24 protein-coding genes are annotated in these 25,086 nt (G+C 65.6%); 16 read left to right on the plus strand and 8 right to left on the minus strand.

The features are described 5' to 3' along the window. Positions 1 to 164: 164 nt before the first annotated feature. On the plus strand, positions 165 to 2,585 hold the full coding sequence (locus tag PVZ77_RS04915) for a penicillin-binding protein 1A (RefSeq protein ID WP_273810176.1): 2,421 nt from the start codon (positions 165 to 167) through the stop codon (positions 2,583 to 2,585). Positions 2,586 to 2,638: 53 nt separating this feature from the next. Here the strand turns inward: PVZ77_RS04915 and PVZ77_RS04920 are convergent, their stop codons facing one another. The 3 genes from PVZ77_RS04920 to rpmE all read right to left on the minus strand — a co-directional run bounded on the left by PVZ77_RS04920 (position 2,639) and on the right by rpmE (position 5,062). Continuing rightward, entirely contained in the window at positions 2,639 to 3,907 is a 1,269-nt protein-coding gene (locus PVZ77_RS04920; protein ID WP_133861496.1) for a malic enzyme-like NAD(P)-binding protein, read from the minus strand. A gap of 112 nt (positions 3,908 to 4,019) precedes the next feature. Next, complete coding sequence (locus tag PVZ77_RS04925; protein ID WP_273810178.1) at positions 4,020 to 4,847, minus strand: thermonuclease family protein; 828 nt, start codon at positions 4,845 to 4,847, stop codon at positions 4,020 to 4,022. After that, the gene (rpmE, locus tag PVZ77_RS04930) at positions 4,847 to 5,062 is read right to left on the minus strand and encodes a 50S ribosomal protein L31 (protein ID WP_133861498.1); all 216 of its coding nucleotides are present in this window, start codon (positions 5,060 to 5,062) and stop codon (positions 4,847 to 4,849) included. The genes PVZ77_RS04925 and rpmE overlap by 1 nt, the downstream gene beginning before the upstream one ends. Before the next feature lie 157 nt (positions 5,063 to 5,219). Here rpmE and PVZ77_RS04935 point away from each other — a divergent pair, with 157 nt between their 5' ends. The 6 genes from PVZ77_RS04935 to PVZ77_RS04960 all read left to right on the plus strand — a co-directional run bounded on the left by PVZ77_RS04935 (position 5,220) and on the right by PVZ77_RS04960 (position 12,582). Next, positions 5,220 to 7,433: a primosomal protein N' gene (locus PVZ77_RS04935; RefSeq protein ID WP_273810180.1), complete on the plus strand. Its 2,214-nt coding sequence runs from the start codon at positions 5,220 to 5,222 to the stop codon at positions 7,431 to 7,433. A gap of 96 nt (positions 7,434 to 7,529) precedes the next feature. Beyond that, positions 7,530 to 9,287 (plus strand): arginine--tRNA ligase, encoded by a 1,758-nt coding sequence (gene argS, locus PVZ77_RS04940; RefSeq protein WP_273810182.1) that lies wholly within the window; start codon positions 7,530 to 7,532, stop codon positions 9,285 to 9,287. A gap of 18 nt (positions 9,288 to 9,305) precedes the next feature. Then, positions 9,306 to 10,043 (plus strand): SPOR domain-containing protein, encoded by a 738-nt coding sequence (locus PVZ77_RS04945; RefSeq protein ID WP_273810185.1) that lies wholly within the window; start codon positions 9,306 to 9,308, stop codon positions 10,041 to 10,043. Between the two features lie 100 nt (positions 10,044 to 10,143). After that, entirely contained in the window at positions 10,144 to 10,677 is a 534-nt protein-coding gene (gene hslV, locus PVZ77_RS04950; protein ID WP_017641034.1) for an ATP-dependent protease subunit HslV, read from the plus strand. 19 nt (positions 10,678 to 10,696) lie between these two features. Then, the gene (gene hslU / locus PVZ77_RS04955) at positions 10,697 to 12,046 is read left to right on the plus strand and encodes an ATP-dependent protease ATPase subunit HslU (protein WP_273810188.1); all 1,350 of its coding nucleotides are present in this window, start codon (positions 10,697 to 10,699) and stop codon (positions 12,044 to 12,046) included. A gap of 164 nt (positions 12,047 to 12,210) precedes the next feature. Continuing rightward, positions 12,211 to 12,582 (plus strand): DUF971 domain-containing protein, encoded by a 372-nt coding sequence (locus tag PVZ77_RS04960; protein WP_273810190.1) that lies wholly within the window; start codon positions 12,211 to 12,213, stop codon positions 12,580 to 12,582. Between the two features lie 6 nt (positions 12,583 to 12,588). Here PVZ77_RS04960 and PVZ77_RS04965 read toward each other — a convergent pair whose 3' ends face one another. Next, complete coding sequence (locus PVZ77_RS04965; RefSeq protein ID WP_133861503.1) at positions 12,589 to 12,867, minus strand: polyhydroxyalkanoic acid system family protein; 279 nt, start codon at positions 12,865 to 12,867, stop codon at positions 12,589 to 12,591. A 151-nt stretch (positions 12,868 to 13,018) separates the two neighbouring features. Here PVZ77_RS04965 and ubiE point away from each other — a divergent pair, with 151 nt between their 5' ends. The 9 genes from ubiE to PVZ77_RS05010 all read left to right on the plus strand — a co-directional run bounded on the left by ubiE (position 13,019) and on the right by PVZ77_RS05010 (position 19,236). Further along, positions 13,019 to 13,789, plus strand: a complete 771-nt coding sequence (gene ubiE / locus PVZ77_RS04970; RefSeq protein ID WP_017641038.1) for a bifunctional demethylmenaquinone methyltransferase/2-methoxy-6-polyprenyl-1,4-benzoquinol methylase UbiE — start codon at positions 13,019 to 13,021, stop codon at positions 13,787 to 13,789. Further along, positions 13,789 to 14,424 carry a ubiquinone biosynthesis accessory factor UbiJ gene (locus PVZ77_RS04975; protein ID WP_158890935.1) on the plus strand — a complete coding sequence of 212 codons (636 nt, stop codon included), beginning with the start codon at positions 13,789 to 13,791 and terminating at the stop codon, positions 14,422 to 14,424. Before ubiE ends, PVZ77_RS04975 begins: the two co-directional genes overlap by 1 nt. After that, complete coding sequence (gene ubiB / locus PVZ77_RS04980; protein ID WP_158890937.1) at positions 14,421 to 16,019, plus strand: ubiquinone biosynthesis regulatory protein kinase UbiB; 1,599 nt, start codon at positions 14,421 to 14,423, stop codon at positions 16,017 to 16,019. The genes PVZ77_RS04975 and ubiB overlap by 4 nt, the downstream gene beginning before the upstream one ends. A 329-nt stretch (positions 16,020 to 16,348) precedes the next feature. Next, a complete protein-coding gene (gene hisI / locus PVZ77_RS04985) occupies positions 16,349 to 16,750 on the plus strand; it encodes a phosphoribosyl-AMP cyclohydrolase (RefSeq protein WP_273810194.1) in 402 nt (133 codons plus the stop codon). Further along, on the plus strand, positions 16,743 to 17,075 hold the full coding sequence (locus PVZ77_RS04990) for a phosphoribosyl-ATP diphosphatase (RefSeq protein ID WP_007161606.1): 333 nt from the start codon (positions 16,743 to 16,745) through the stop codon (positions 17,073 to 17,075). The genes hisI and PVZ77_RS04990 overlap by 8 nt, the downstream gene beginning before the upstream one ends. 27 nt (positions 17,076 to 17,102) lie before the next feature. Beyond that, positions 17,103 to 17,369, plus strand: coding sequence for a twin-arginine translocase TatA/TatE family subunit (locus PVZ77_RS04995; RefSeq protein WP_273810196.1), 267 nt, complete (start codon positions 17,103 to 17,105; stop codon positions 17,367 to 17,369). Positions 17,370 to 17,378: 9 nt separating this feature from the next. After that, positions 17,379 to 17,735: a Sec-independent protein translocase protein TatB gene (tatB, locus tag PVZ77_RS05000; RefSeq protein ID WP_273810198.1), complete on the plus strand. Its 357-nt coding sequence runs from the start codon at positions 17,379 to 17,381 to the stop codon at positions 17,733 to 17,735. Continuing rightward, a complete protein-coding gene (tatC, locus tag PVZ77_RS05005) occupies positions 17,732 to 18,529 on the plus strand; it encodes a twin-arginine translocase subunit TatC (RefSeq protein ID WP_273810199.1) in 798 nt (265 codons plus the stop codon). Before tatB ends, tatC begins: the two co-directional genes overlap by 4 nt. Beyond that, a complete protein-coding gene (locus tag PVZ77_RS05010; protein WP_273810201.1) occupies positions 18,526 to 19,236 on the plus strand; it encodes a 16S rRNA (uracil(1498)-N(3))-methyltransferase in 711 nt (236 codons plus the stop codon). The genes tatC and PVZ77_RS05010 overlap by 4 nt, the downstream gene beginning before the upstream one ends. A 70-nt stretch (positions 19,237 to 19,306) precedes the next feature. Here PVZ77_RS05010 and mdoH read toward each other — a convergent pair whose 3' ends face one another. From mdoH to pip, 4 genes are all read right to left on the minus strand, one after another. Further along, positions 19,307 to 21,904: a glucans biosynthesis glucosyltransferase MdoH gene (gene mdoH / locus PVZ77_RS05015; RefSeq protein WP_273810203.1), complete on the minus strand. Its 2,598-nt coding sequence runs from the start codon at positions 21,902 to 21,904 to the stop codon at positions 19,307 to 19,309. Next, entirely contained in the window at positions 21,897 to 23,417 is a 1,521-nt protein-coding gene (locus PVZ77_RS05020; RefSeq protein WP_178121676.1) for a glucan biosynthesis protein G, read from the minus strand. Before PVZ77_RS05020 ends, mdoH begins: the two co-directional genes overlap by 8 nt. 213 nt (positions 23,418 to 23,630) lie before the next feature. Continuing rightward, complete coding sequence (gene dtd / locus PVZ77_RS05025; RefSeq protein ID WP_273810204.1) at positions 23,631 to 24,068, minus strand: D-aminoacyl-tRNA deacylase; 438 nt, start codon at positions 24,066 to 24,068, stop codon at positions 23,631 to 23,633. Beyond that, positions 24,065 to 25,030 carry a prolyl aminopeptidase gene (gene pip, locus PVZ77_RS05030; protein WP_273810205.1) on the minus strand — a complete coding sequence of 322 codons (966 nt, stop codon included), beginning with the start codon at positions 25,028 to 25,030 and terminating at the stop codon, positions 24,065 to 24,067. The genes dtd and pip overlap by 4 nt, the downstream gene beginning before the upstream one ends. Positions 25,031 to 25,086 lie beyond the last annotated feature (56 nt).

A 25,086-nucleotide genomic window follows, 5' to 3' on the forward strand; every position in this document is an offset into this window, starting at 1 on the left:
AGTTCCCTATGAGCGACGGTGGTCTTCCGCGGACGGGCATTAGATAACAGACTTGACACCCGAGCAAATAGCGGCCAACCGCCAAACGCGCCTATAATGGCGACGCCGTGTAGGCTGACCCTCACCTGTCGCCCTTTCCTTCTTTCCATTCGAAAAGTCTCTTGATGCGTGTTCTGAAATTTTTCTGGTGGTCGTTGGTCGCCCTGGTCTGCAGCCTTTTGCTGGGTCTCAGCGGTGCCTTCCTCTACCTCAGCCCCAGCCTGCCCTCCATCGATGCCCTGCGAAACGTGCAACTGCAGATCCCTCTGCGGGTGTACAGCGCGGACGGCAAACTCATCGCCGAATTCGGCGAAATGCGCCGCTCGCCGCTGCGGTTCAACGAGATACCGCCCAATTTCATCCATGCCCTGCTCTCCGCCGAGGATGACAACTTCGCCAATCACTATGGCGTGGATGTGAAAAGCCTGGCGCGAGCGGTGAGCCAGCTGGTCAAGACCGGACACATCCAGACCGGCGGCAGCACCATCACCATGCAGGTCGCCAAGAACTACTTCCTGACCAGCGAACGCAGCTTCTCGCGCAAATTCACCGAGATCCTCCTGGCGCTGCAAATCGAGCGCCAACTGAGCAAGGACGAGATCCTCGAGCTCTACGTCAACAAGATCTACCTGGGCAACCGCGCCTACGGTATCGAGGCCGCCGCCCAGGTCTACTACGGCAAGTCCATCAAGGACCTGACCGTCGCCCAGATGGCGATGATCGCCGGTCTGCCCAAGGCGCCGTCGCGTTACAACCCGGTCGCTAATCCTGAGCGTAGCCTGGAAAGACGCAACTGGATCCTCGAACGCATGTTCAAGCTCGGTTATATCGATCAGGCGGCCTACCAGGCCGGCATCGCCGAGCCGCTCGAGGCCTACCACCACGTCGCCGTGCCTGAACTTAACGCCCCCTACATCGCCGAAATGGCGCGGGCGGAAATGGTCGGTCGCTATGGTGGCGATGCCTACACCGATGGCTATCAGGTCTACACCACCATCGACAGCCGGCTGCAGACGGACGCCTTCGAGGCCGTGCGTGACGGTCTGACCGACTACGACCGCCGCCATGGCTATCGCGGCCCCGAGGCCCAGTGGCCCAACCGCAGCCGGGCCGAGTGGGCCGCGCTGATCCAGAAGCAGCGCATCGTCGGCGGCCAGGATCCGGCCCTCGTCACCCAGGTGGAGAAGAGCGGCATCCTGGTCCTGACCCGCGAGGGCAAGGAAGAGGCGGTCTCCTGGGACTCGATGAAGTGGGCACGCCCCTACCTCAGCGCCAACAGCCTGGGGCCGCGCCCGAACGGTCCGGCCGACGTGGTCAAGGTCGGCGACCTGATCCGGGTGCAGCGCCAGGACGATGGCAGCCTGAAGTTCTCGCAGATTCCCAAGGCGCAGAGCGCCCTGGTGTCGCTCGACCCCCAGGATGGCGCCATCCGCGCCCTGATCGGTGGTTTCTCCTTCGAGCAGAGCAACTACAACCGCGCGACCCAGGCCCGCCGCCAGCCCGGCTCCAGCTTCAAGCCGTTCATCTATAGCGCGGCCCTGGAGAAGGGCTTCACCGCCGCCAGCCTGGTCAACGATGCGCCCATCGTCTTCATGGACGAGAATCCCGACGAAGCCTGGCGACCGAAGAACGACAACAACACCTTCCTCGGCCCCATCCGCCTGCGCGAGGCGCTGTATCGCTCGCGCAACCTGGTGTCCATCCGGGTACTGCAGGCCATCGGCATCGACTATGCGCTGGATTACGTCAGTCGCTTCGGCTTCGAGCGCGACCAGTTGCCGCGCAACCTGTCCCTCGCCCTCGGCACCCCGGGCCTGACGCCGCTGGAAGTGGCCACCGGCTGGTCGGTGTTCGCCAACGAAGGCTACAAGGTGACGCCCTACGTGGTCGATCACGTGACCGATCGCGACGGCAAGGTGGTCTATCGCACTGCCGCGCCGCGGGTGCCCCAGCAGGTGCAGGCCAAGGCCGCAGCCGGCGTGGAGGTCACGCCGGCGGCCGATACCACCGCTGCCGATCCGGCCAATCCGGCGCCGGTGTTCGCGCCCCAGGTCATCGACCCGCGCAACGCCTTCATCATGAACAGCATGCTGCAGGACGTGATCAAGCGCGGCACCGGGCGCAAGGCGCTGGAACTGGGTCGCAACGACCTGGCCGGCAAGACCGGCACCACCAACGAATCCAAGGACACCTGGTTCTCCGGCTACAACGGCGACTACGTGACCACGGTCTGGGCCGGCTTCGATCAGCCCGAAACCCTAGGTCGCCAGGAATTCGGTGGCACCGTGGCCCTGCCGATCTGGATGAGCTACATGGGCGCGGCGCTCAAGGACAAGCCGCCGCATCAGCTCAAGGAACCGGACGGCATCGTCTCCATCCGCGTCGATCCCACCACGGGCCGCGCCGCGCCGCCCGGCACGCCCAACGCCTACTTCGAGCTGTTCAAGAGCGAGGACACCCCGCCGAGCCTGGACGAGCTGCCGCCCGGCGTCGCGCCCGGCACGCCGCTGCCCTCCAGCGAAAACGTGCCCATGGACATTTTCTGATCTGCGCCCAATAAAAAACCCCGCCAAGGCGGGGTTTTTTATTGCGTCGCGCCTTACTTGGCGAAGACGTCATCCACCGACTTCAGCGGATAGTTCGCCGGATAGGGCAGCGTGGCCACGCCGGTCTCGATGGCGGCCTTGGCCACGGCATCGGATACCAGGGTGATCAGGCGCGCGTCCATCGGCTTGGGAATGATGTACTCGCGACCGAAGCTCAGGCTGTCGACGTTGTAGGCCGCGCAGACTTCCTTGGGTACCGGCAGCTTGGCCAGATCACGCAGGGCCAGGGCAGCGGCGATCTTCATCTCCTCGTTGATGACCCGGGCGCGAACGTCCAGGGCACCGCGGAAGATGAAGGGGAAGCCCAGCACATTGTTGACCTGGTTCGGATAGTCGGAGCGACCGGTGGCCATGATCACGTCGTCGCGGGTGGCGTGGGCCAGCTCGGGGGTGATTTCCGGATCCGGGTTGGAGCAGGCGAAGACGATGGGGTTGGCCGCCATGCGCTTGAGGCCTTCCGCCGACAGCAGGTTCGGACCGGACAGACCGACGAAGACATCGGCGCCTTCGAGGGCGTCGTCCAGAGTGCGCTTGCTGGTCTCGGTGGCGAAGGCCGCCTTGTACTGATTCAGGTCGCTGCGGCCGCTGTGGACCACGCCCTGACGGTCGATCATGTAGATGTTCTCGACCTTGGCGCCCATGCTGGCCAGGAGGCGCATGCAAGAGATGGCGGCAGCGCCGGCACCCAGGCAGACGATCTTGGCGTCTTCCAGGCGCTTGCCGGCGATTTCCAGGGCGTTGAGCATGCCGGCGGCGGTGACGATGGCGGTGCCATGCTGGTCATCGTGAAAGACCGGGATGTCGCACTGCTCGATCAGGGCGCGTTCGATCTCGAAGCACTCGGGCGCCTTGATGTCTTCGAGGTTGATGCCGCCGAAGGTGATGGAGATGCGCTTGACGGTGTCGATGAAGGCCTGGGGGCTCTCGGCGTCCACCTCGATGTCGAAGACGTCCACACCGGCGAAGCGCTTGAACAGCACGCCCTTGCCTTCCATCACCGGCTTGGAGGCCAGCGGGCCGAGGTTGCCCAGGCCGAGGATGGCGGTACCGTCGGAGATCACCGCGACCAGGTTGCCCTTGCCGGTGTAACGGTAGGCCAGTTCGGGATCGCGACCGATCTCGCGGACCGGTTCGGCGACGCCGGGGCTGTAGGCCAGGGACAGGTCACGGGCGGTCGCGGTGGGCTTGGTCAGCTCGACGCTGAGTTTGCCGGGGCGCGGCTGGGCGTGGTATTCGAGGGCGGCGGTTTTGAGATCAGACATTATTGGTATATCCGCGTGGTGTGGGTCTTGGGTCGGGCGAGAATACGCAAAGACTCAAGGTGCCACAAGCAATCGGCCATATGCCTGAAATCAATCGCAATACGACTTTCGGCTAAAACGATTCAACCCGCAAACCCAGCATGTGCGGGTCGCTCAGGGTCATCAGCCAGCGCCCGCGGCCCGCTTCCTGGCGCCGACTGCGATCGACGATCCAGCCTCGGGCTTCGAGGTCGCGCCCCGTCCATTGGCGCAGCGGCACCTCGTCGAAGGCCGCGACGAAGCGCTCGGGGACATTGACCACCAGATCGCCTTCGAACTGCAGCCAGAGGCCGCCACGATTGCGCTCGACGTCCAGCAGACGCCCCTGCACCACGGCAAAACCATCCTCTTCTATGCGGGTCGAGGCGATCGTCGGATCCTGCTTCCAGACGCCCCGTCGCGCCTTGCGCGCCTGGCTTTCCGCGGCGGCCTGACAGGCGGCCAGCCGGGTATTCGGGGCGATGGCGACGGCATAGCCGAGGCCCTCGGCGATCAGCCGGGCCTCCAGGTTGCCGCCCTGGCGATCGAAGAGGTGCGCCAAGGTACGGCCGTAATGATCGGTCGCCTCGCTGCCCGGCACCAGCCGCAGGCGCTCGTCGCTGGCCGCGACCAGCGCCTGCAGCCGCTGACGCGCCGCCTCGGCATAGGGCTGGGCGGTACCGCCGGATTTGCCCAGCTCCGGGGCATTGACGCCGATCAGGCGCACCGAACGACCGTCGACCAGGCGCAGGGTATCGCCGTCCACCACCTGGCGGACCACGACCTCCTGCCCACCCGGCAGCAGCGGACAGTCCGCCGCCTGGGCCGCTGGCGCGCCAACCAGGCCACAAACAAAAAAGGCGCCCCAGAGGGACGCCTTTTTCAGTGTCGAACCATACGGAGATGGCCGACGGCAGCGCATTACTTGTTGCTGCCGAACACGCCGAAGCGCTGCTTGAAGCGATCGATACGGCCGCCAGCGTCCAGGACCTTCTGCTTGCCAGTGTAGAACGGGTGGCATTCGGAGCAGACGTCCAGGTGAATGTTCTTGCTCAGGGTCGAGCGGGTCTTGATGACGTTACCGCAGCTGCAGGTGGCTTCGATGGCATCGTACTGCGGATGGATATCAGCTTTCATGGGACTATCCTCGGGGTCTAGCTGTGCCGCCACCCGGCGCCATTGCCGGATACCGCACAGATTTGGGCTGCAAATCATACCAGAGCAGATAGGAGGTGCAAGCAGCCCCCTCACCGCCCGTCTGCTACCATCGGGCTTTCCTCCTGCGAGCCCTGCCGTGCCCCTGATCCTGCGCCTGGCGCTGCCCTCCCCGCTGCGCCGCCTGTTCGACTATCTGCCGCCCAAGGGAGCGGTCGAGGAGCAGTTGCGCCCGGGCGTGCGGCTGCGGGTGCCCTTCGGTCGCCGCGAGGTGGTCGGGGTGCTGATCGAGGTGGCCCGGGAAACCGAGGTGCCGCCGGACAAGCTGCGCAAGGCGCTGCAACTGCTCGACGAGCGTCCGCCATTGCCCAGCGCGCTGTTCGAGCTCTGCCAGTGGTCTGCCCAGTACTATCAGCACAGCCTCGGCGACACCCTGAGCTGGGCACTTCCTGCCCTTTTGCGTCAGGGAGAGCCGGCCGAGCGACGACTGCAGCGCTTCTGGATCGCCCAGCCCGATGCGCGCCCGGAAGATCCGCGCCTGGCCCGGGCGCCGCGCCAGCGCGAGGCACTCAAGACCTTGCGCCAGCACCCCCACGGGGTGCTGCACGAATTGCTCGGCCAGCTCGGCCTGGTCAAGGACAGTCTCGATCTCCTGCAGGCCAAGGGCCTGGTCAAGGTGGAGACCCGCTATCACCAGCCGACCCGGCACCAGGGTTCCTGGCTGGCCCAGGCCGAGCTGCCACTCAACGGCGAGCAGCGGCTGGCCTACGAAGCGGTCCGCGCCGGCAGCGGCTTCCACTGTTATCTCCTGGAAGGGGTGACCGGCAGCGGCAAGACCGAGGTCTACCTGCAACTGATCCGCGCCACCCTGGAAGCGGGGCGCCAGGCGCTGCTGCTGATCCCCGAGATCAACCTGGGCCCCCAGACCCTGGGGCGTTTCGAGCAGCGCTTCAATGCGCGCATCGCCCTGCTGCACTCGGCGCTGACCGATCGCGAGCGCATGGACATCTGGCTGGCGGCTCGCGATGGCGAACTGGACATCGTGGTCGGCACCCGCTCGGCGCTGTTCACCCCGCTCAAGCACCCTGGGCTGATCATCGTCGACGAGGAACACGACGCCTCCTATAAACAGCAGGAGGGCCTGAGGTACCACGCCCGCGACCTGGCGGTGGTTCGCGCGCGCTTCGAGAATCTGCCGGTGGTGCTGGGCTCGGCCACCCCCTCGCTGGAAAGCCTGCACAACGCCGACCAGGGGCGCTATGCCCACCTGCGCCTGTCGCTGCGTGCCGGTGGCGCCCAGCCGCCGCGCTTCGAGCGCCTGGACGTGCGCAGTCGTCCGCTGGACAGCGGTCTGTCCCAGCCACTGCTCAAGGCCATGGGCGCGACCCTGGAGCGCGGCCAGCAGGTGCTGGTGTTCCTCAATCGCCGCGGCTTCGCCCCCACCCTGCTCTGCCACGACTGCGGCTGGCTGGCCCAGTGCCCGCGCTGCGATGCACGCATGACCTATCACCGCGGCTCCGGCGAATTGCGCTGCCACCACTGCGATCAGCGCCAGACGCCGCCGCGGCATTGCCCGTCCTGCGGCAAGCTCGACCTGCGTCCGGTAGGCGCCGGTACCGAACGCGCCGAGGAACGCCTGCAGCTGCTGTTTCCGGACGTCCCGGTGCTGCGCATCGACCGCGATACCACGGCGCGCAAGGACGCCTTGGGCAAACTCCTGCGCACCATCCACAGTGGGGTGCCCTGCATCCTGGTCGGCACCCAGATGCTCGCCAAGGGGCACCACTTTCCCAAGGTGACCCTGGTGGCCGTGCTGGACGCCGACAGCGGGCTGTTTTCCGCAGACTTTCGTGCCAGCGAGCGTATGGCCCAGCAGATCGTCCAGGTGGCCGGTCGCGCCGGTCGCGCCGAGGAGCCTGGGCAGGTGCTGATCCAGACCCATCTGGCCGATCATCCGCTGATGGTGCAACTGGCCGAGGAGGGCTATCCGGCCTTTGCCCGCCAGGCCCTGCAGGAGCGCCGCGCCGCCGGGCTGCCGCCGTTCGCCTATCTGGCGCTGCTGCGCGCCGATGCCCATCGCCAGGATCAGGTGGAGAATTTCCTGGAGGCGGCCTATCACGTCGCCGAGGGCCTGGCGGTCAATCTCGCCCTGCCCCAGGTGGAGCTGCTGGGGCCGGTACCGGCGCCGATGGAGCGCCGCGCCGGCCGCCACCGGGCCCAGCTGCTGCTGCAGAGCAGCAGCCGCGCGCCCCTGCATCGCCTGCTGGGCATCTGGGTCGTCCAGCTAGAAAGCCTGCCTGAAGCCCGTCAGGTACGCTGGTCGCTGGACGTGGATCCCATCGATCTCTTCTAGTGGCATTGGCTTACCATTGGCAAGGCCGGGCTCGCCACGGATAATGCCGGGTTTTCATCGCAGTGCGCGCTCGGCGCACGCCGAAGGCCAATGACCATGAAAGACAGCATCCGCCAGCTCATCCAGCACGCCCTCGACCGCCTGATCGCCGACGGCACCCTGCCGGCTGACGTGGCCCCGGCCATCCAGGTCGAAAACACCAAGGACAAGAGCCACGGCGACTTCGCCAGCAACGTCGCCCTGCTGCTGGCCAAGCCGGCCCGCGCCAAGCCCCGCGACCTGGCCGAAAAGCTGCTGGCCGCCCTGCCCGGCGATCCGGCGGTCAGCAAGGTGGAAATCGCCGGCCCCGGCTTTCTCAACTTCTTCCAGAATCACGCGCAACTGGCCGCGCGCCTGGATGCGGCCTTCGCCGATCCGCACCTGGGGGTATCCATTCACGAGCCGCATCAGCGCGTGGTGGTGGACCTTTCCTCGCCGAACCTGGCCAAGGAGATGCACGTCGGTCACCTGAGATCCACCATCATCGGGGACGCCGTGGCGCGGGTGCTGGAATTCCTCGGCGACGAGGTGATCCGCCAGAACCACGTGGGTGACTGGGGCACCCAGTTCGGGATGCTGCTGGCCTACATGGAAGAACAGCCGCAAGCCGCCGAAGGCGAACTGGCCGATCTCGAGGTGTTCTATCGCGCGGCCAAGGGACGCTTCGACGCCTCGCCGGAATTCGCCGCTCGCGCGCGCGAACTGGTGGTCGCGCTGCAGGCCGGCGATGCCCACTGCCTGCGGCTCTGGGAACGCTTCAACGCCGTCTCCCTGTCCCACTGCCAGGAAGTCTACGACCGCCTCAACGTCCGCCTGACCCCGGCCGACGTCAAGGGCGAGAGCGCCTACAACGACGATCTGGCCCAGGTGGTGAGCGATCTGGACGCCGCCGGCCTGCTCACCGAAAGCGATGGCGCCCGCTGCGTCTTTCTCGAGGAATTCAAGAACGCCGAGGGCAATCCGCTGCCGGTGATCGTGCAGAAGGCCGGTGGCGGCTATCTCTATTCCACCACCGACCTGGCCGCCATGCGCTACCGCAGCCGCCAGCTGCACGCCGACCGCGCGCTGTACTTCGTCGACCAGCGCCAGGCCCTGCACTTCCAGATGGCCTTCGAGGTGGCGCGCCGCGCCGGCTTCGTCGCGCCGACCATGCAACTCGAGCACATGGGCTTCGGCACCATGAACGGCGCCGACGGCCGTCCGTTCAAGACCCGTGACGGCGGCACCGTCAAGCTGGTCGACCTGCTCGACGAAGCCGAGGAGCGTGCCTATCAGCTGGTCAGGGAGCGCAATGCCGGTCGCGCCGAGCGTGGCGAGGTACCCTTCAGCGAGGACGAATTGCGCCATATCGGCCGCGTGGTAGGCATCGCCTCGGTCAAGTACGCGGACCTGTCCAAGCACCGCACCAGCGACTACAGCTTCAACTTCGAACAGATGCTCAGCTTCGAGGGCAATACCGCGCCCTATCTGCTGTACGCCTACACCCGCGTCGCCAGCGTGTTGCGCAAGGCCGAGCAGAGCGAACCCGCCGGCAGCATCCGCCTGGACGCCCCGCAGGAGCAGGATCTGGGTGGCCGCCTGGCGCAATTCGGCGAAATCCTCGCCGGCGTCGCCGACAAGGGCACCCCGCACCTGCTGTGCAGCTATCTCTACGACCTGGCCGGCCTGTTCTCCAGCTTCTACGAGAATTGCCCGATCCTGACCGCCGAGGACCCCGAGCTGCGCCAGAGCCGCCTGCGGCTGGCCGCCCTCACCGGGCGCACCCTCAAGCAGGGTCTGGAACTGCTCGGCCTGCACACCCTGGAACGCATGTAAGAGACGGATCACCGCCTGATGGCCACCAAGAAAGCCCCACCCAAGCGCGGCGCCAGTCGCAACACCTCGGCTCCCAAGAAACAGCCCCTGCCCGGCTGGGTCTGGCTCGCGTCGGGTCTGGCCATCGGGGCCTTCGTGGTGTTCCTGATGAAGCTCGAACCGGGCAACAAGGCGGTGCAGCGCACCAAGCCGGAAGAAGGCCGCCCGGCCGCCACGGCGGGCAATGGCAAGTCGGCGACCGCCGCCGGCAAGACCGAGGGCACGCCGCCCACGCCGATCAAGCCCAAGTACGACTTCTATACCCTGTTGCCCGAATCCGAGGTGATCGTGCCGCCGGACGCCGTGCCGCGCAATCCGGCCGCCAAGCCGACCACCCCGGCCAAACCGGATGCCGCCGCGACCCCGGCGCAACCCGGCCAGCCGGCGACCGCAACGTCGACCACGCCCGCGACCACCGCGGGCCAGCCGGCCGCCACGCCGCCCAAGGAAGCCACCACCAAGGCCCAGCCGCCGGTGACCCTGTTCTTCCTCCAGGCCGGTTCCTTCCGCACCCAGGCCGATGCCGACCGGGTCCGCGCCCAGATCATCATGCTCGGCCAGGACGTGCGCGTGGAATCGGGCAAGGTCAAGGACGACACCTGGTACCGGGTATTGGTCGGTCCCTACAGCGATCGCGACCAGCTGACCCAGGCGCAGAAACAGCTCGCCGGCAGCGGCTTCAAGAATCTGTTGCTGCAACAGCGACGCGGTCACTGATCGGATCAATCCCCCGTCGCGGCGCTTGAAGGGCGTCGCGGCCATCCCCATATCTCTGCGTAACGGGGGCCGACGCCCCAAGCAACGCGGAGAGATTCTCTTGACCACCATCGTTTCTGTACGCCGCAACGGCAAGGTCGTGATCGGCGGCGACGGCCAGGTTTCCCTGGGCAACACCGTCATGAAAGGCAACGCCAAGAAAGTCCGGCGGCTGTACCGGGGCGAGGTGCTGGCCGGTTTCGCCGGCGGTACCGCCGACGCCTTCACCCTCTTCGAGCGCTTCGAGGCGCAACTCGAGAAGCACCAGGGCCACCTGGTCCGCGCCGCCGTCGAGCTGGCCAAGGACTGGCGCACCGACCGTGCCCTGCGCCGTCTGGAAGCCATGCTGGCGGTCGCCAACAAGGACGCCTCCCTGATCATCACCGGCAACGGCGACGTGGTGGAGCCCGAAGAAGGCCTGATCGCCATGGGCTCCGGTGGTGCCTATGCCCAGGCCGCCGCCCGCGCCCTGCTCATGCACACCGACCTCAGTGCCCGCGAGATCGCCGAGACCTCCCTGAATATCGCCGGTGACATCTGCGTGTTCACCAACCGCAACCTGACCATCGAGGAGCTGGACGCGCCTCAGGCGTGATCCGGTTTAGAGACTGCCCATGTCCATGACCCCCCGCGAGATCGTCCACGAACTCAACCGCCACATCATCGGCCAGGACGACGCCAAGCGCGCCGTGGCCATCGCCCTGCGCAACCGCTGGCGGCGCATGCAGCTGCCCGCCGAGCTGCGCCCCGAGGTCACCCCCAAGAACATCCTGATGATAGGCCCCACGGGTGTGGGCAAGACCGAGATCGCCCGGCGCCTGGCCAAGCTGGCCAACGCGCCCTTCCTCAAGGTGGAAGCCACCAAGTTCACCGAGGTCGGCTATGTCGGCCGCGACGTCGAGTCCATCATTCGTGATCTGGCCGACGCCGCCGTGAAGATGCTGCGCGAACAGGAGATGGTGCTTAACCGCCATCGCGCCGAAGATGCTGCCGAAGAGCGCATCCTCAATGCCCTGCTGCCGCCCGCGCGTCCGTCGGTAGGCTTCAGCAACGAACCCCAACCGACCGCCACCGATAGCAACACCCGCCAGCTGTTCCGCAAGCGCCTGCGCGAGGGCCAGCTGGACGACAAGGAAATCGACATCGAGGTGGCCGATGCCCCCGCCGGCGTCGAGATCATGACCCCGCCCGGCATGGAGGAGATGACCAGCCAGCTGCAGAATCTCTTCGCCGGTATGCACAAGGGCAAGACCAAGCAGCGCAAGCTCAAGGTCAAGGAAGCGCTCAAGCTGGTGCGCGATGAAGAAGCCGCCCGCCTGGTCAACGAAGAGGAACTCAAGGGTCGCGCCCTGGAAGCCGTCGAACAGCACGGCATCGTCTTCATCGACGAGATCGACAAGGTCGCCAAGCGCGGCAACACCAGCGGTGCCGATGTTTCCCGCGAGGGTGTGCAGCGTGACCTGCTGCCGCTGATCGAAGGCTGCACCGTCAACACCAAGCTGGGCATGGTCAAGACCGACCACATCCTGTTCATCGCCTCGGGCGCCTTCCACCTGTCCAAGCCCAGCGACCTGGTCCCGGAGCTGCAGGGTCGCCTGCCGATCCGCGTCGAACTCAAGGCGCTGACCCCGCAGGACTTCGAGCGCATCCTCACCGAGCCGCACGCCTCCCTCACCGAGCAGTATCGCGAACTGCTCAAGACCGAGGGGCTGCTGGTGGAATTCGCCGCCGACGGCATCACCCGCATCGCCGAGATCGCCTGGCAGGTCAACGAGAAGACCGAGAACATCGGTGCCCGGCGCCTGCACACCCTGCTGGAACGCCTGCTGGAAGAGGTGTCCTTCAGCGCCGCCGACCTCGCTGGCCAGCAGAATGGCGAGCCCATCGTCATCGACGCGGCCTATGTGAACGGCCACCTGGGCGAACTCGCCCAGGACGAAGACCTGTCGCGCTATATACTGTGACGGTAGGTTGGGAGCCTAGGTAACCCGTGCGGCTACTCTAGGCCCCTCGTCATCGCGGCCTTGGCGGCCCGCCGATGCGGCCGCTCCTACAGGATTGCGTAGGGGCGGCCCATGGCCGCGATGGCTTCAAGCAATGGCCAAATCGCCGCCCAGAGAAACTCAGCATGCGTATCCCCACCGCCATCCAGCTCCACAAGGCCTCCAAGACCCTCAGCGTCAGCTATGGCGCGGAAACCTTCGAGCTGCCCGCCGAATTCCTGCGGGTGCACTCGCCTTCGGCCGAGGTCCAGGGACACGGCAATCCGGTATTGCAGTGGGGCAAACAGCAGGTCGGCATCAGCGCCGTCGAACCGGCGGGGCGCTACGCCATCAAGCTGACCTTCGATGACAGCCACGACAGTGGTCTGTTCAGCTGGGACTATCTCTATGAACTGGGCAGTCGCCGCGACGAACTCTGGGCCGACTACCTGGAACAGCTGGCCCGCGCCGGCAAGACGCGGGACCCACACGTCAGCGCGGTCAAGCTGATGCTCTGAGCGGACTCAGGCCGCCAGGGCCTTGTCCAGCTTGCGCTCGATCTCTTTCTCGATCTGGCCACTGAGCATCGAGAACATCATGCCCAGGGTCGCCAGCACCCGCACCCGGTCTTCACCGACCTCGATCCGTCCATCCACGCCGCTGCGCGTGAATGTCAGGGTATCGCCTTCCCAGGCGCAGGCCACCCCATAGTCACGCGTGAGTTTTTCGGCCAGTTGATCGGCCTTCTGGCGAACGCCTTCCAAGCCAAGCGAATGGCTGCGTTCGATGGTGATCTGGGACATCGGGGAACTCCGGATAAGGGGCCCTGACTATAGCGAGGGCCCGCCACGTCGCCAATCGCGAGAACCGAGCGGTCAGCCCCGGTTTTAGCCGGGCATGCCGGGCGATCGGCCTGCTAGAATGCCCTCTTGTCCCTGTCCCAGGTGTAGCCCCATGAGCGATCCGCGCAAAGGCCCCGAGGCCGAATCCCAGACCCACTTCGGCTACCAGAGCGTTCCGGAGAGCCAGAAGGCTTACAAGGTCGCGGAGGTCTTCCATTCGGTGGCGGCCAAGTACGATGTGATGAACGATCTGATGTCGGCGGGCATCCACCGGCTGTGGAAGAGATTCACCATCGAGCTCTCCGGCGTGCGCCGCGGCAACCGCGTGCTGGACATCGCCGGCGGCACCGGCGACCTGACCAAGCAGTTCGCCCGCCTGGTCGGCCCCACCGGCGAGGTGGTCCTGGCCGACATCAACGATTCCATGCTCCGGGTCGGCCGCGACCGCCTGCTCGACGAGGGCGTCGCCAGCAATGTGCGCTTCGTCCAGGCCGACGCCGAGAAGCTGCCCTTCCCCGACAACCATTTCGACTGCATCACCATCGCCTTCGGTCTGCGCAACGTCACCCACAAGGACCAGGCCCTGGCCTCGATGCTGCGCGTGCTCAAGCCGGGTGGCCGCCTGCTGGTGCTGGAATTCTCCAAGCCCACCAACCCGCTGGTGTCCAAGGCCTATGATGCCTATTCCTTCGGCTTCCTGCCCTTAATGGGCAAGCTGGTGGCCGGTGACGCCGAAAGCTATCGCTACCTGGCGGAGTCCATCCGCATGCACCCCGATCAGCAGACCCTCAAGGCCATGATGGAAGAGACCGGTTTCGCCCGGGTTACCTTCCACAACATGACCGGCGGCGTGGTCGCCCTGCATCGCGGCATCAAGCCTTGATGGCCCTCGTCACCCAGGCATTGCTGGCCGCGCTGGAGCGCGGCCTGAATCCGCTACTGGCGCTCGACCCCGTGGCCTTGCCGCGGCTGGCCGGCCTGACCGGCCGGGTGATCGCGGTGCAGACCCGGCAACCGGCGCTGCGCCTGTACGTCCTGCCCGCGGGTGACGGCCTGCACTTCGCCGCCCATCACGAAGGCGATATCGACTGCACCCTGAGTGCCCCGGCGACACGTCTGGCCGAACTGGCCCTGGCCCGTGACAAGCAGCGGGTGCTGCACCAGCCGGACGTGCGTCTGGAGGGCGACAGCACCCTGCTGATCGAACTGGCCGACATCCTGCAGAAGCTGGAGCTGGACTGGCAGCACGAGGTCAGTCGCTGGCTCGGTCCGCTGCCGGCCGCGTTGCTGGGCGATCTGGCCCGGCGCGGCCAGGCGCTTGGTGAACAGAGCCGTGACAGCCTGCAACTGACGCTGTCCAACTGGCTGAACGAGGAGAGCCGCCAACTGGTGGGTCGTCTCGAAGGTGAGGCCCGCTTCGCCGAGATCGATGCCCTGCGCCTGGACGTGGATCGTCTCGACGCCCGTCTCGCCCGCCTGGGCACCGCCCGCAACGCCAGGGATAACCCCGACGAATGAAGCTGTTCGCTGCCCTCAACCGCCTGTTGCGGATCTTCTTCGTGGTCATCCGCTATCGGCTTGACGACATCGTCTATGCCCTGCCGCTGCCCTGGTACCTGCGCGCCACCCGCTATGTGCTGCCCTGGCGCTGGTTGCCGCGACCGAGCAAGACCCTGCCGCGCGGCGCCCGTCTGCGCCTGGCGCTGGAAGGTCTGGGACCGGTGTTCGTCAAGTTCGGCCAGATCCTTTCCACCCGGCGCGACCTCATGCCCGAGGATATCGCCGACGAACTGATGTTCCTGCAGGACAAGGTCCCGCCCTTTCCGCCGGAAAAGGCCGTGGCGCTCATCGAGTCCCAGCTTGGCGTACCCATCAAGCAGGCCTTCGCCCGCTTCGATCACCAGCCGCTGGCCTCGGCCTCGGTGGCCCAGGTCCATGCCGCCCAGCTGCGGACCGGTGAAGAGGTGGTGGTCAAGGTGGTGCGCCCGGGGCTGAAGAACATCATCAGCCAGGACATCGCCTGGCTGTTCCTGCTGGCGCGCCTGGCCGAACGGCTGTCCGCCGAAGCCCGCCGCCTGCACCCGATGGACGTGGTCAGCGACTACGAGAAGACCATCTACGACGAGCTGGACCTGTTGCGCGAAGCGGCCAACTCCAGCCAGCTCAGGCGCAATTTCGACGGCTCCGAGCGCCTCTACGTGCCCCAGGTGTACTGGGACTGGTGCCGCGAGCGGGTGCTGGTCATGGAGCGCATCTACGGCATCCCGGTAACCGACCTGGCCGCGCTGCGCGACCAGGGCACCGACTTCAAGCTGCTGGCCGAGCGAGGCGTGGAGATCTTCTTCACCCAGGTCTTCCGCGACAGCTTCTTCCACGCCGACATGCACCCGGGCAACATCTTCGTCAGCACCGCCAAGCCCTGGGATCCGCTCTACATCGCGGTGGACTGCGGCATCATCGGCAGCCTGACCCCCGAGGACCAGGACTATCTGGCGCGCAACCTCTGGGCCTTCTTCCAGCGCGACTACCGCAAGGTCGCCCAGTTGCACATCGACTCCGGCTGGGTGCCGGCCAACACCCAGGTCAACGAACTGGAAGCGGCCATCCGCACTGTCTGCGAACCCATCTTCGAGAAGCCGCTCAAGGACATTTCCTTCGGCCAGCTGCTGCTGCGGCTGTTCCAGGTGGCGCGCCGCTTCAACATGGAGATCCAGCCGCAACTGGTGCTCCTGCAGAAGACCCTGCTCAACATCGAGGGCCTGGGCCGCCAGCTCTATCCGGACCTGGACCTCTGGTCCACCGCCAAGCCCTACCTGGAAAAGTGGATGCGCAAGCGGCTGAGTCCGCCGCAGGTCGCCCGCAACATCCAGCAGCAACTGGAACAGATCCCCCATCTGGCGCAGATGGCACGCGATACCCTGGAACGCATCACCCAGCCGCATCGCAAGGATCCGCCCAACCCCTGGGGCAGACGCAACGACGACTGGATCGTGCGGGTGATCGGTGCGGTCCTGCTGGTGGGTGCGGCGCAGCTGGGTCTCGAACCCCAGCCCCACGCCTGGCCGGCCTGGGCCATGCTGGTCGGCGGCCTGGTTCTGGTGATAAGGCGCTGAACTGCTTAAGCTGTAACCGTCCCGTCACTTTTATCGGGCGAAATACACGCCCTCAGCCACTGGTGCCCTGCCGCTGTATTCGAGTTGCGTCTTGTGCGAGGCTAGGGCCTGTCTGAAAAGTTGCCGAGCGAAGGTCAGGCAAGGCGCAACGACCAACGGGAGTAACAGCCAAGGGCTGGCCCGAAGGGTGAGCGCTAGTGAAGCAAATCCGTGAGGAAGTGGACCGGGCTCGCGCTCGAGTTTACGAACGGTAAATGAGCATTCCGACCGGGCTGGCGATCCAGCGGATTTTTAACGCCGCACCCTAATTCGTAGTATTGAACAGACTCATGAGCGATTGGTTAGACGAGATCCACTGGAACAGCGACGGCCTGGTACCGGCCATCGCCCAGGACCCCACTTCGGGGCGCATCCTGATGATGGCCTGGATGAACCGCGAATCCCTGGCCCTGACCGCCGCCGAAGGCCGTGCGGTCTACTGGTCGCGCTCGCGCAATCGCCTGTGGCGCAAGGGCGAGGAGTCCGGTCACGTACAGCGCATCATCGAACTGCGCCTGGATTGCGACGCCGACGTGGTGGTGCTGCAGGTGGAGCAACTTGGCGGCATCGCCTGCCACACCGGCCGGGAGAGCTGCTTCTATCGCGTGCTGCGCGATGGCGAGTGGACGACCGTCGACCCGGTGGTCAAGGATCCCCAAGCCATCTATGCCGGAGGGCACGGCCATGACTGACACCCTCGCGCGTCTGGCGCAGGTGCTGGAAGAACGCAAGCAGGCCGCCCCGGATTCCTCCTATGTGGCCAGCCTCTATCACAAGGGCCTGAACAAGATCCTGGAAAAGGTCGGCGAAGAAAGCGTCGAGACCATCCTCGCGGCGAAAGACGCCGCCATCAGCCAGCAGTACGACGACGTCATCTACGAGACCGCCGACCTCTGGTTCCACAGCCTGATCATGCTCTCGGCCCTCGGCCAGCATCCCCAGGCCGTGCTGGACGAACTGGATCGTCGTTTCGGCCTCTCCGGGCACGCCGAAAAGGCCGCCCGCACTCAATCCTGACCCCAAGCTTCGCAACGAGGAAAGACCATGGGTATCTTCGACTGGAAACACTGGATCGTCATCCTGCTCGTCGTGGTGATCGTCTTTGGCACCAAACGCCTGAAGCATCTGGGCTCCGACGTGGGCGAGGCCATCAAGGGCTTTCGCAAGGCCATGCATACCGACGAGGACGACAAGGCCGAACAGCCGTCGCCGACCACCAGCACGGCCAACCCCAACGCTCCCCTGAATCGCCCCCAGACCTTCGACGCCGAGCATCGCAAGGTCGAAGAGCCGGTGGTGCGCAAGGACTAAGGCCCCGCCATGTTCGGAATCAGCTTTCCCGAAATGATGCTGGTGGGGTTCGTCGCCCTGCTGGTGCTGGGCCCGGAACGCCTGCCGGGTGCCGCACGCACCGCGGGGCTGTGGATCGGTCGCCTGAGGCGCAGCTTCAACAGCATCCGCCAGGAAGTGGAGCGCGAGATCGGTGCTGACGAAATTCGCCAGCAATTGCGCAACGAGCATATCCTGTCCATGGAACAGCGCGACAACCGGCCCAAGCCTGCCGCTTCCACGCCGGAAGCCCAGACACCGCCCACCGCCGCTGCTCCGCCCATGCCCCAGGACGTGGTTGCCGAACGCCCGCAGGATCCGCCCCAGACGCCGCCAAGAGCACCATGAGCGACAAGCCCTCCGAACACGATGACCAGGAAATGCCCCTGGTCTCGCACCTCACCGAATTGCGCACCCGTATCCTCAGATGCGTGCTGGCGACCTTTCTGATCTTCCTCGGCCTGTTCTACTTCGCCCAGAAGATCTATGCCTTCGCTTCCGAGCCGATCCGCCGCGTCCTTCCCGAAGGCGCGACCATGATCTCCACGGACGTCACCTCGCCCTTCCTCGCCCCCTTCAAGCTGACCCTGGTGGTGTCGCTGTTCATCGCCATGCCGGTGATCCTGCACCAGGTCTGGGGTTTCATCGCGCCGGGTCTTTATCGCCACGAGAAGAAGGTCGCCATCCCGCTGCTGATCTCCAGCATCGTGCTGTTCTATGCCGGCATGGCCTTCGCCTACTTCCTGGTGTTCCCGATCATCTTCCACTTCTTCAGCAGCATCACGCCGGAAGGCGCCGTGATGATGCCGGATCTAAATGCCTACCTGGATTTCATCCTGACGCTGTTCTTCGCCTTTGGCGTGGCCTTCGAGATTCCGGTGGCCACCGTGCTGCTGATCTGGATCGGTGTGGTCGACGTCGCCTATCTGAAGAAGATCCGCCCCTACGTCATCATCGGCTGCTTCGTGGTCGGCATGATCCTGACCCCGCCGGATGTCTTCTCCCAGACCATGCTGGCCGTGCCCATGTGGCTGCTGTTCGAGATCGGCCTGCTGTTCGGTCGCTTCGTGCAGAAGCGCGAGCGCCCGCTCAGCGACGAAGATGCCAGTCCCGACGCCCAGCCGCCCGCTGAACGCCCGTGAACCTGATCCTGCTCGAGGCGGCCGACTTCACGGCCGCTGACCGGGTCGTGCTGCGCGATCCGCGCCGTCTCGCCCATCTGCGCGAGGTCCACCAGGCGGCCGCCGGCGACCGGATGCGCGTTGGCCTGCTGAACGGCCTGATGGGTACCGGCCATATCGAGTCCCTCGATGCCGGCCAGGCCTGCCTGAACGTCACCCTCGATCAGCGGCCACCGGCCAAGCTGCCGCTCACCCTGCTGCTGGCCCTGCCCCGCCCCAAGATGCTGCGCCGGGTGTTGCAGACCGTGTCCGCCATGGGCGTCGCACGGCTGGTACTGCTCAACAGCTATCGGGTGGAAAAGAGCTTCTGGCAGACGCCGTTCCTGGCGCCCGAGGCCATCGAGGAGCAACTGCGCCTCGGGCTGGAGCAGGCCCGGGACACGGTGCTGCCGGAGGTGCTGATCGAAAAGAGATTCAAGCCCTTCGTCGAGGATCGCCTGCCCGCACTCGCCGCCGGCACCCGTGGCCTGGTCGGGCATCCGGGCAGCTATCCCGCCTGCCCGCGTGCCCTCGACGAGCCCGTGACGCTGGCGATAGGCCCCGAGGGCGGCTGGATACCCTACGAGGTCGAGAAGCTGCAGGAAGCGGGCCTGGCGCCCGTGCAGCTCGGTGAACGCATCCTGCGCGTCGAGAACGCCGTACCCGCCCTCCTCGCCCGCCTGTTCTAGCCTGATCACGGACAAGAAAAAGCCCCGGTGTCTCGCGACACCGGGGCTTTTTCGTGGGCGGAGCGCCTCCTCAGGAGGCGGGCCGCGGGGTCATGCTGGCCGGACTGGCTGTGGCATCCGCGGCCGAATCGCTGTGGGAGCGTGGCCGCAGGGTGGCATAGGCCTCCCGCCAATTGCGGTGCTCTTCGGCCTTCCAGACCTGCAGGTGCAGTTGCGCCATGCCGTCCGGATCGCTGAGCAGACGCCACTGGTCGTCGCCCTTGGTCTTTTCGGGGCCGGCGGCCAGCACCCGCGCCACCCGCTCTTCGCGCAGCCGGCGTGCCGGCTCCACCACCTTGCCATGGCGACCACGGGCCATGCCGATGGCCAGGGCATTGAGCACCGGATCGACAGTGGCGCGCAGGAAGCCCTTGGTCAGGGCGTTGCGATTGTTCAGGTGCAGGTACTCGTCGGTCGCCACCAGCTCGCGCGGCGGTGCGTACTCTTCCGGGATCAGGAACAGATGATGCCGGCGACTGCCAAGCCCCAGGTTGGTCCGGCTGGAGATCACCGACACCGGCGCCGACAGGATCAGCGACACCACAATGGGCGACAGCCACCAGAGGAAGCGCGGGTCCAGCCAGGCCACCCCGGCGGTCCAGATCAGGCCGAGCAGCATCTGCGAGCCATGGCGGCGGAAGGCTTCGCTCCAGGGCGTGTCGTTGTCGTCACGCTGGGGCGAATTCCACTGCACCGACCAGCCGAGGAAGGCGGCCGTCACGAACACCGTGTGGAAGAGCATCCGCACCGGTGCCAGCAGCACCGAGAAGAGCATTTCCAGCATCATGGAGAGGAACAGCCGCAACCCACCGCCGAATTCCTTCGCGCCCTTGGCGATGATCAGCACCACGCTGAGCAGCTTGGGCAGGAACAGCAGGATGAGGGTGGTGGAGAACAGGGCTATGGCCTGCTCCGGATGCCACTGGGGCCAGACCGGGAACAGCTGGCGAGGCTGGAAGAAGTACTGGGGTTCCAGCAGCTTGTGGATCGCCAGCAGCGCCGTGGACAACACCAGGAAGAGGAACCACAGCGGCGCCGACAGGTAGGACATCACCCCGGTGAGGAACACCGCGCGGTGCACCGGGTGCATGCCCTTGACCAGGAACAGCCGGAAGTTCATCAGGTTGCCATGGCACCAGCGGCGGTCACGCTTGAGTTCGTCCAGCAGGTTGGGCGGCAGTTCTTCGTAGCTGCCCGGCAGGTCATAGGCGATCCACACGCCCCAGCCGGAGCGCCGCATCAGTGCGGCTTCGACGAAGTCGTGGGAGAGAATCGCACCGGCGAACGAACCCGTGCCCGGCAGCGGCGCCAGGGCGCAATGGTCGATGAACGGCTTGACCCGGATGATGGCGTTGTGACCCCAGTAGTGGGATTCACCGAGTTGCCAGAAGTGCAGACCGGCGGTGAACAGCGGTCCGTACACCCGGGTGGCAAACTGCTGCAGACGCGCGTACAGAGTATCCATGCCGGACGCCTTGGGCGCGGTCTGGATGATGCCGGCACGGGGATTGGCTTCCATCAGCCGGACCAGACTGGACAGGCATTCGCCACTCATCACGCTGTCGGCGTCGAGCACCACCATGTACTTGTACTGACTGCCCCAACGACGGCAGAAGTCGTCGATGTTGCCGCTCTTGCGCTTCACCCGACGCCGGCGGCGACGATAGAAGATGTGGCCGAAGCCGCCGACCTCGCGGCACAGCTCCAGCCAGGCCTTCTCTTCGGCCACGCATTTGTCGGGGTCGTTGCTGTCGCTGAGGATGAAGAAGTCGAAGTGCTCCAGCTCGCCGCTGGCGCGGACCGACTCGTAGGTCGCGCGCAGACCGGCAAAGACCCGCGGCACGTCTTCGTTGGCAATGGGCATCACCAGGGCGGTACGCGACTGGGGATCGATCGGCTCGGTGCCGGTGGAGCTGGCCGAGATGCTGTACTTGTCACGTCCGCTGAGCAGTTGCCAGAAGCCCATCAGGGCGGTCCAGAAGCCGGCGGAGACCCAGCAGAACAGCAGGGCGAAGAGCAGCAGGATGCTGGTCTGCACTACATAGGGCAGTACCTGGCGAATGGACTCGCCCCAGCCCTGGCGGTAGACCTCGCTGAGATCGACCAGCGCCCAGCCCTGATAGGGCAGCACCGCCTTCATGTACCAGGTGGCGATGCCGGTCTGCACCAGCATCAGGATGAGCAGGATGAAGCGCCGGAAGGAACCCACCTTGCGCCAGTGCGCATGGGCATCGGCTTCGGGATCGGGCTGCCAGCGACTATGGTCCTTGCGGCCGAGCAGACGCTTCCAGCTCCGCGCCACGGGATTGGTGCGCCAGGGATCGGGCACCATCATGGAGCGGGTCATGGGCGGGGTGGCCTTGATGAAGACACGCCCCTGGGCATCGCTGCCCAGCAGCTCGCCATCGTCCAGCGTCTCGTCCCAACCGGCGGCCAGGCGCGCCTCGGTGGAAGCGATCACCGCGTCGGCGCCCTGGGCGCCCTCGCCGCGGGCACCGGCCAGTTGCCGGTGCAGCGACTCTACGTCGGCCGTCTGGTCCAGCGCCTGCCGCTGCCCGGTGGGCAACGGCAGGTGTTCGAGGTAGTCGCCAGTGGCGGCGACCGAGGTATCGCGGGTGGTGTTATTCATTGGCAGGTAGCTGGTAAGTCCAGGTTTCGCTGAGCGGTTTGTCACCCTGGGCGAGGTTGGCGCGCATTTCCACCGGTTTGGTCTGATCCTTGACCTTGAGTCTCAGGGTCAGGCGATAGCCCTTGGTAACCGGGTTGTAGCGCACAGAGTTCTCGACCAGTTCACCGTTGGCGTCCAGGCTGACCTGGGAGCCGACCTGCGAATCCTCGGGCAGATCGTCGAGATTCGGCCCTTCGAAATCGATGATGTAGGCCAGGCTGCCATCGGTCTGACGGACCAGGTTGGACTGCCGCACATCGCCGGTGGACAGGCGGGTCTGAGCGACCCAGGCCAGGTCCTTGGTGTGCAGGTTGGGTTCGTCGGTGGTGAAGTGCAGGCGATAGCTGACATCGATCGGCTGGCCCTTCTCCGGCAGGGTGTCCGGCGTCCAGAAGGCCACGATGTTGTCGTTGGTCTCGTCCGGGGTGGGGATTTCCACCAGTTCGACATGCCCCTTGCCCCAGTCGCCCTTGGGCTCGACCCAGCCACTGGGACGCTTGTCGTAGCGCTCGTCCAGATCCTGGTACTTGTAGAACTCGTGGCCGCGCTGCAGCAGACCGAAACCACGCGGATTCTCGATGGTGTAGGTGCTGACCGAGAGCCGACGCGGGTTGTTCAGCGGACGCCACAGCCACTCGCCGTTGCCGGCGTGGATCGCCAGGCCGTTGGAGTCGTGCAGGGCCGGACGATAGTTGACCTGGGCGCTCGGCTGGTTGGGGCCGAACAGGTACATGCTGGTCAGCGGCGCGATGCCAAGCTTGTTGACGTTGTCGCGCAGGAACACCTTGGCTTCGACGTCGACGGTGCTGTCCTTGCCAGGCGTCAGCACGAAGCGATAGGCACCGGTGGCCCGCGGCGAATCGAGCAGCGCATAGATCACCAGGTTGCGACGATCCGACTGGGGCTGTTCGACCCAGAACTCGGTGAAGCGCGGGAATTCCTCGCCGGACGGCAGGGCGGTGTCGATGGCCAGACCACGGGCGGACAGGCCATAGACCTGGTTCTTGCCGATCACGCGGAAATAGCTGGCGCCGAGCATGGTCATCAGCTCGTCATGCTTGTCCGCCTTGTTCAGCGGATAGAGTACCTTGAATCCGGCGAAGCCGAGATCCTTGAGCTGGGCCTGATCGATCTGCAGATTGCCGAAGTTGAACATCGAGGGATCGTATTTGATCTCTTCGACATTGTTGGCGGTGACCTCGTTGATCTTCACCGGCACGCTGTAGTGCATGCCCTCGTGATAGAAATTCAGCCGGAAGGGCGTCTTGGCATCCTTCCAGTAGGCCTTGTCCTGATTGAAGGTGATCTGCTGATAGTCGGCATACTTCATGCCGCTGAAGGATGCGGGCAGGTTGCTCTTGGGGGCGACGAATTTCTGCCCGGAGAGTTCTTTGGCCTTGGCGGCCACGTCGTCCAGGCTGAAGGCCAGGGCCTGGGCACTGAACAGACCCAGTGCGACGGAGAGCCCGATCAGGGCGAAGCCCTGCTTGCCCGGCTTAACTTTGGAATGAGATAACACGCAGCCTCCTAAATCAGCGTACGAATACGTTCGGCGACGGGTGGTCGCGAAACGGATAGGCAGTGGTCCGACTCCCTCGGGGGTCAATGATTCCCCAGTTGGACGACCGTTCAAACTCGAACTGCGCAATCATAGACACTTGGCAGGGCGCTGTAAGGGGCGCCCTCACTAAATCGACAATAAAAATGTCACCGGTCCGTCGTTGACCAGGGAAACCTGCATGTCGGCACCGAAACGACCGGTCTGGACCTCGGGCTGGAGGTCACGGGCGAGGCCTACCAGGTGACCGAACAGCCGTTCGCCCTGGGCCGGGGGCGCGGCGGTGGAAAAGCTCGGCCGCCGTCCGCTGCGGGTATCGGCAGCCAGGGTGAACTGGGAGACCAGCAGCAGACCGCCGCCGACATCCTGCAGGGACAGATTCATGCGCTGTTCGCCGTCGGCGAATATCCGGTACTCCAGCAGCCGCTTGAGCATCCGAGCACAGGCCGCTTCGTCATCCGCGGGTTCGATGCCGACGAAGACCAGCAGACCCGGGCCTATGGCGCCGACCGTCTCTCCCTCCACCTCGACGCTGGCGCGGATGACCCTTTGCAGCAGCGCCTTCACTCGGCCTCCTGGGGCAGATCGAGCAGCTCACGGGCGATCTGGTCGGTCGCCCGCACCAGGGCGTCGCAGATACCGGGCTCGCTGGCCGCATGACCGGCATCGCGGATGATCTGCAATTCGCTGCCCGGCCAGCCGTGGTGCAGGGCCCAGGCATTGTCCAGGGGGCAGACCATGTCATAGCGGCCGTGCACGATCACCGCCGGGATATGGGCGATCCTGGGCATGTCGCGCAAGAGCTGGTCGGGTTCGAGAAAGGCATCGTTGATGAAGTAGTGGCATTCGATACGGGCGATGGCCAGGGCATGCTCGCTGAACTTTTCCAGCACGTCGGGATTGGGCCTCAGGGTTACCGTACGGCCCTCCCAGCATGACCAGGCGCGAGCGGCGGACATCTGCGCCAGTTCGTCCGGACCGGTCAGGCGGCGATAGTAGGCCTGGATGAGATTGCCGCGTTCTTCCTCGGCGATGGGATGCAGATAGTCCTGCCAGAAGTCGGGAAAGAGCCGACTGGCGCCCTCCTGGTAGAACCAGTGCAGATCCACCGGGCGGCAGAGAAAGATGCCGCGCAGGACCATGCCCTTGACCCGCTCGGGATGGCGCTGGGCATAGGCCAGCGCCAGGGTAGAGCCCCAGGAGCCGCCGAACAGCACCCATTGCTCGATGCCCAGGTGCTCGCGCAGGCGCTCGATGTCCTCGACCAGGTGCCAGGTGGTGTTGTTCTCCAGGCTGGCATAGGGGGTGGAACGACCGCAGCCGCGCTGATCGAAGGTGACGATGCGATAGAGATTGGGATCGAAGAAGCGCCGGCTCAGGCGATCGCATCCGGAGCCGGGTCCGCCATGGATGAACAGCACCGGCAGACCGTCGGGCGAGCCACTCTCGTCGGCATAGAGCACATGGGGGGCTTCGACGGCCAGCTCGTGGCGGGCGTAAGGCTTGATTTCCGGGTACAGATTCAGCATATCGCGCTCCGCGGGGCAGGGTCGGCCCCTTCATCATAGACCTGCACCTTACCGGG

The sequence above is a fragment of the Pseudomonas sp. SHLD1 genome, from assembly GCF_028640935.1.
GTDB classification, from domain to species: Bacteria; Pseudomonadota; Gammaproteobacteria; order Pseudomonadales; family Pseudomonadaceae; genus Chryseomonas; species Chryseomonas aestiva.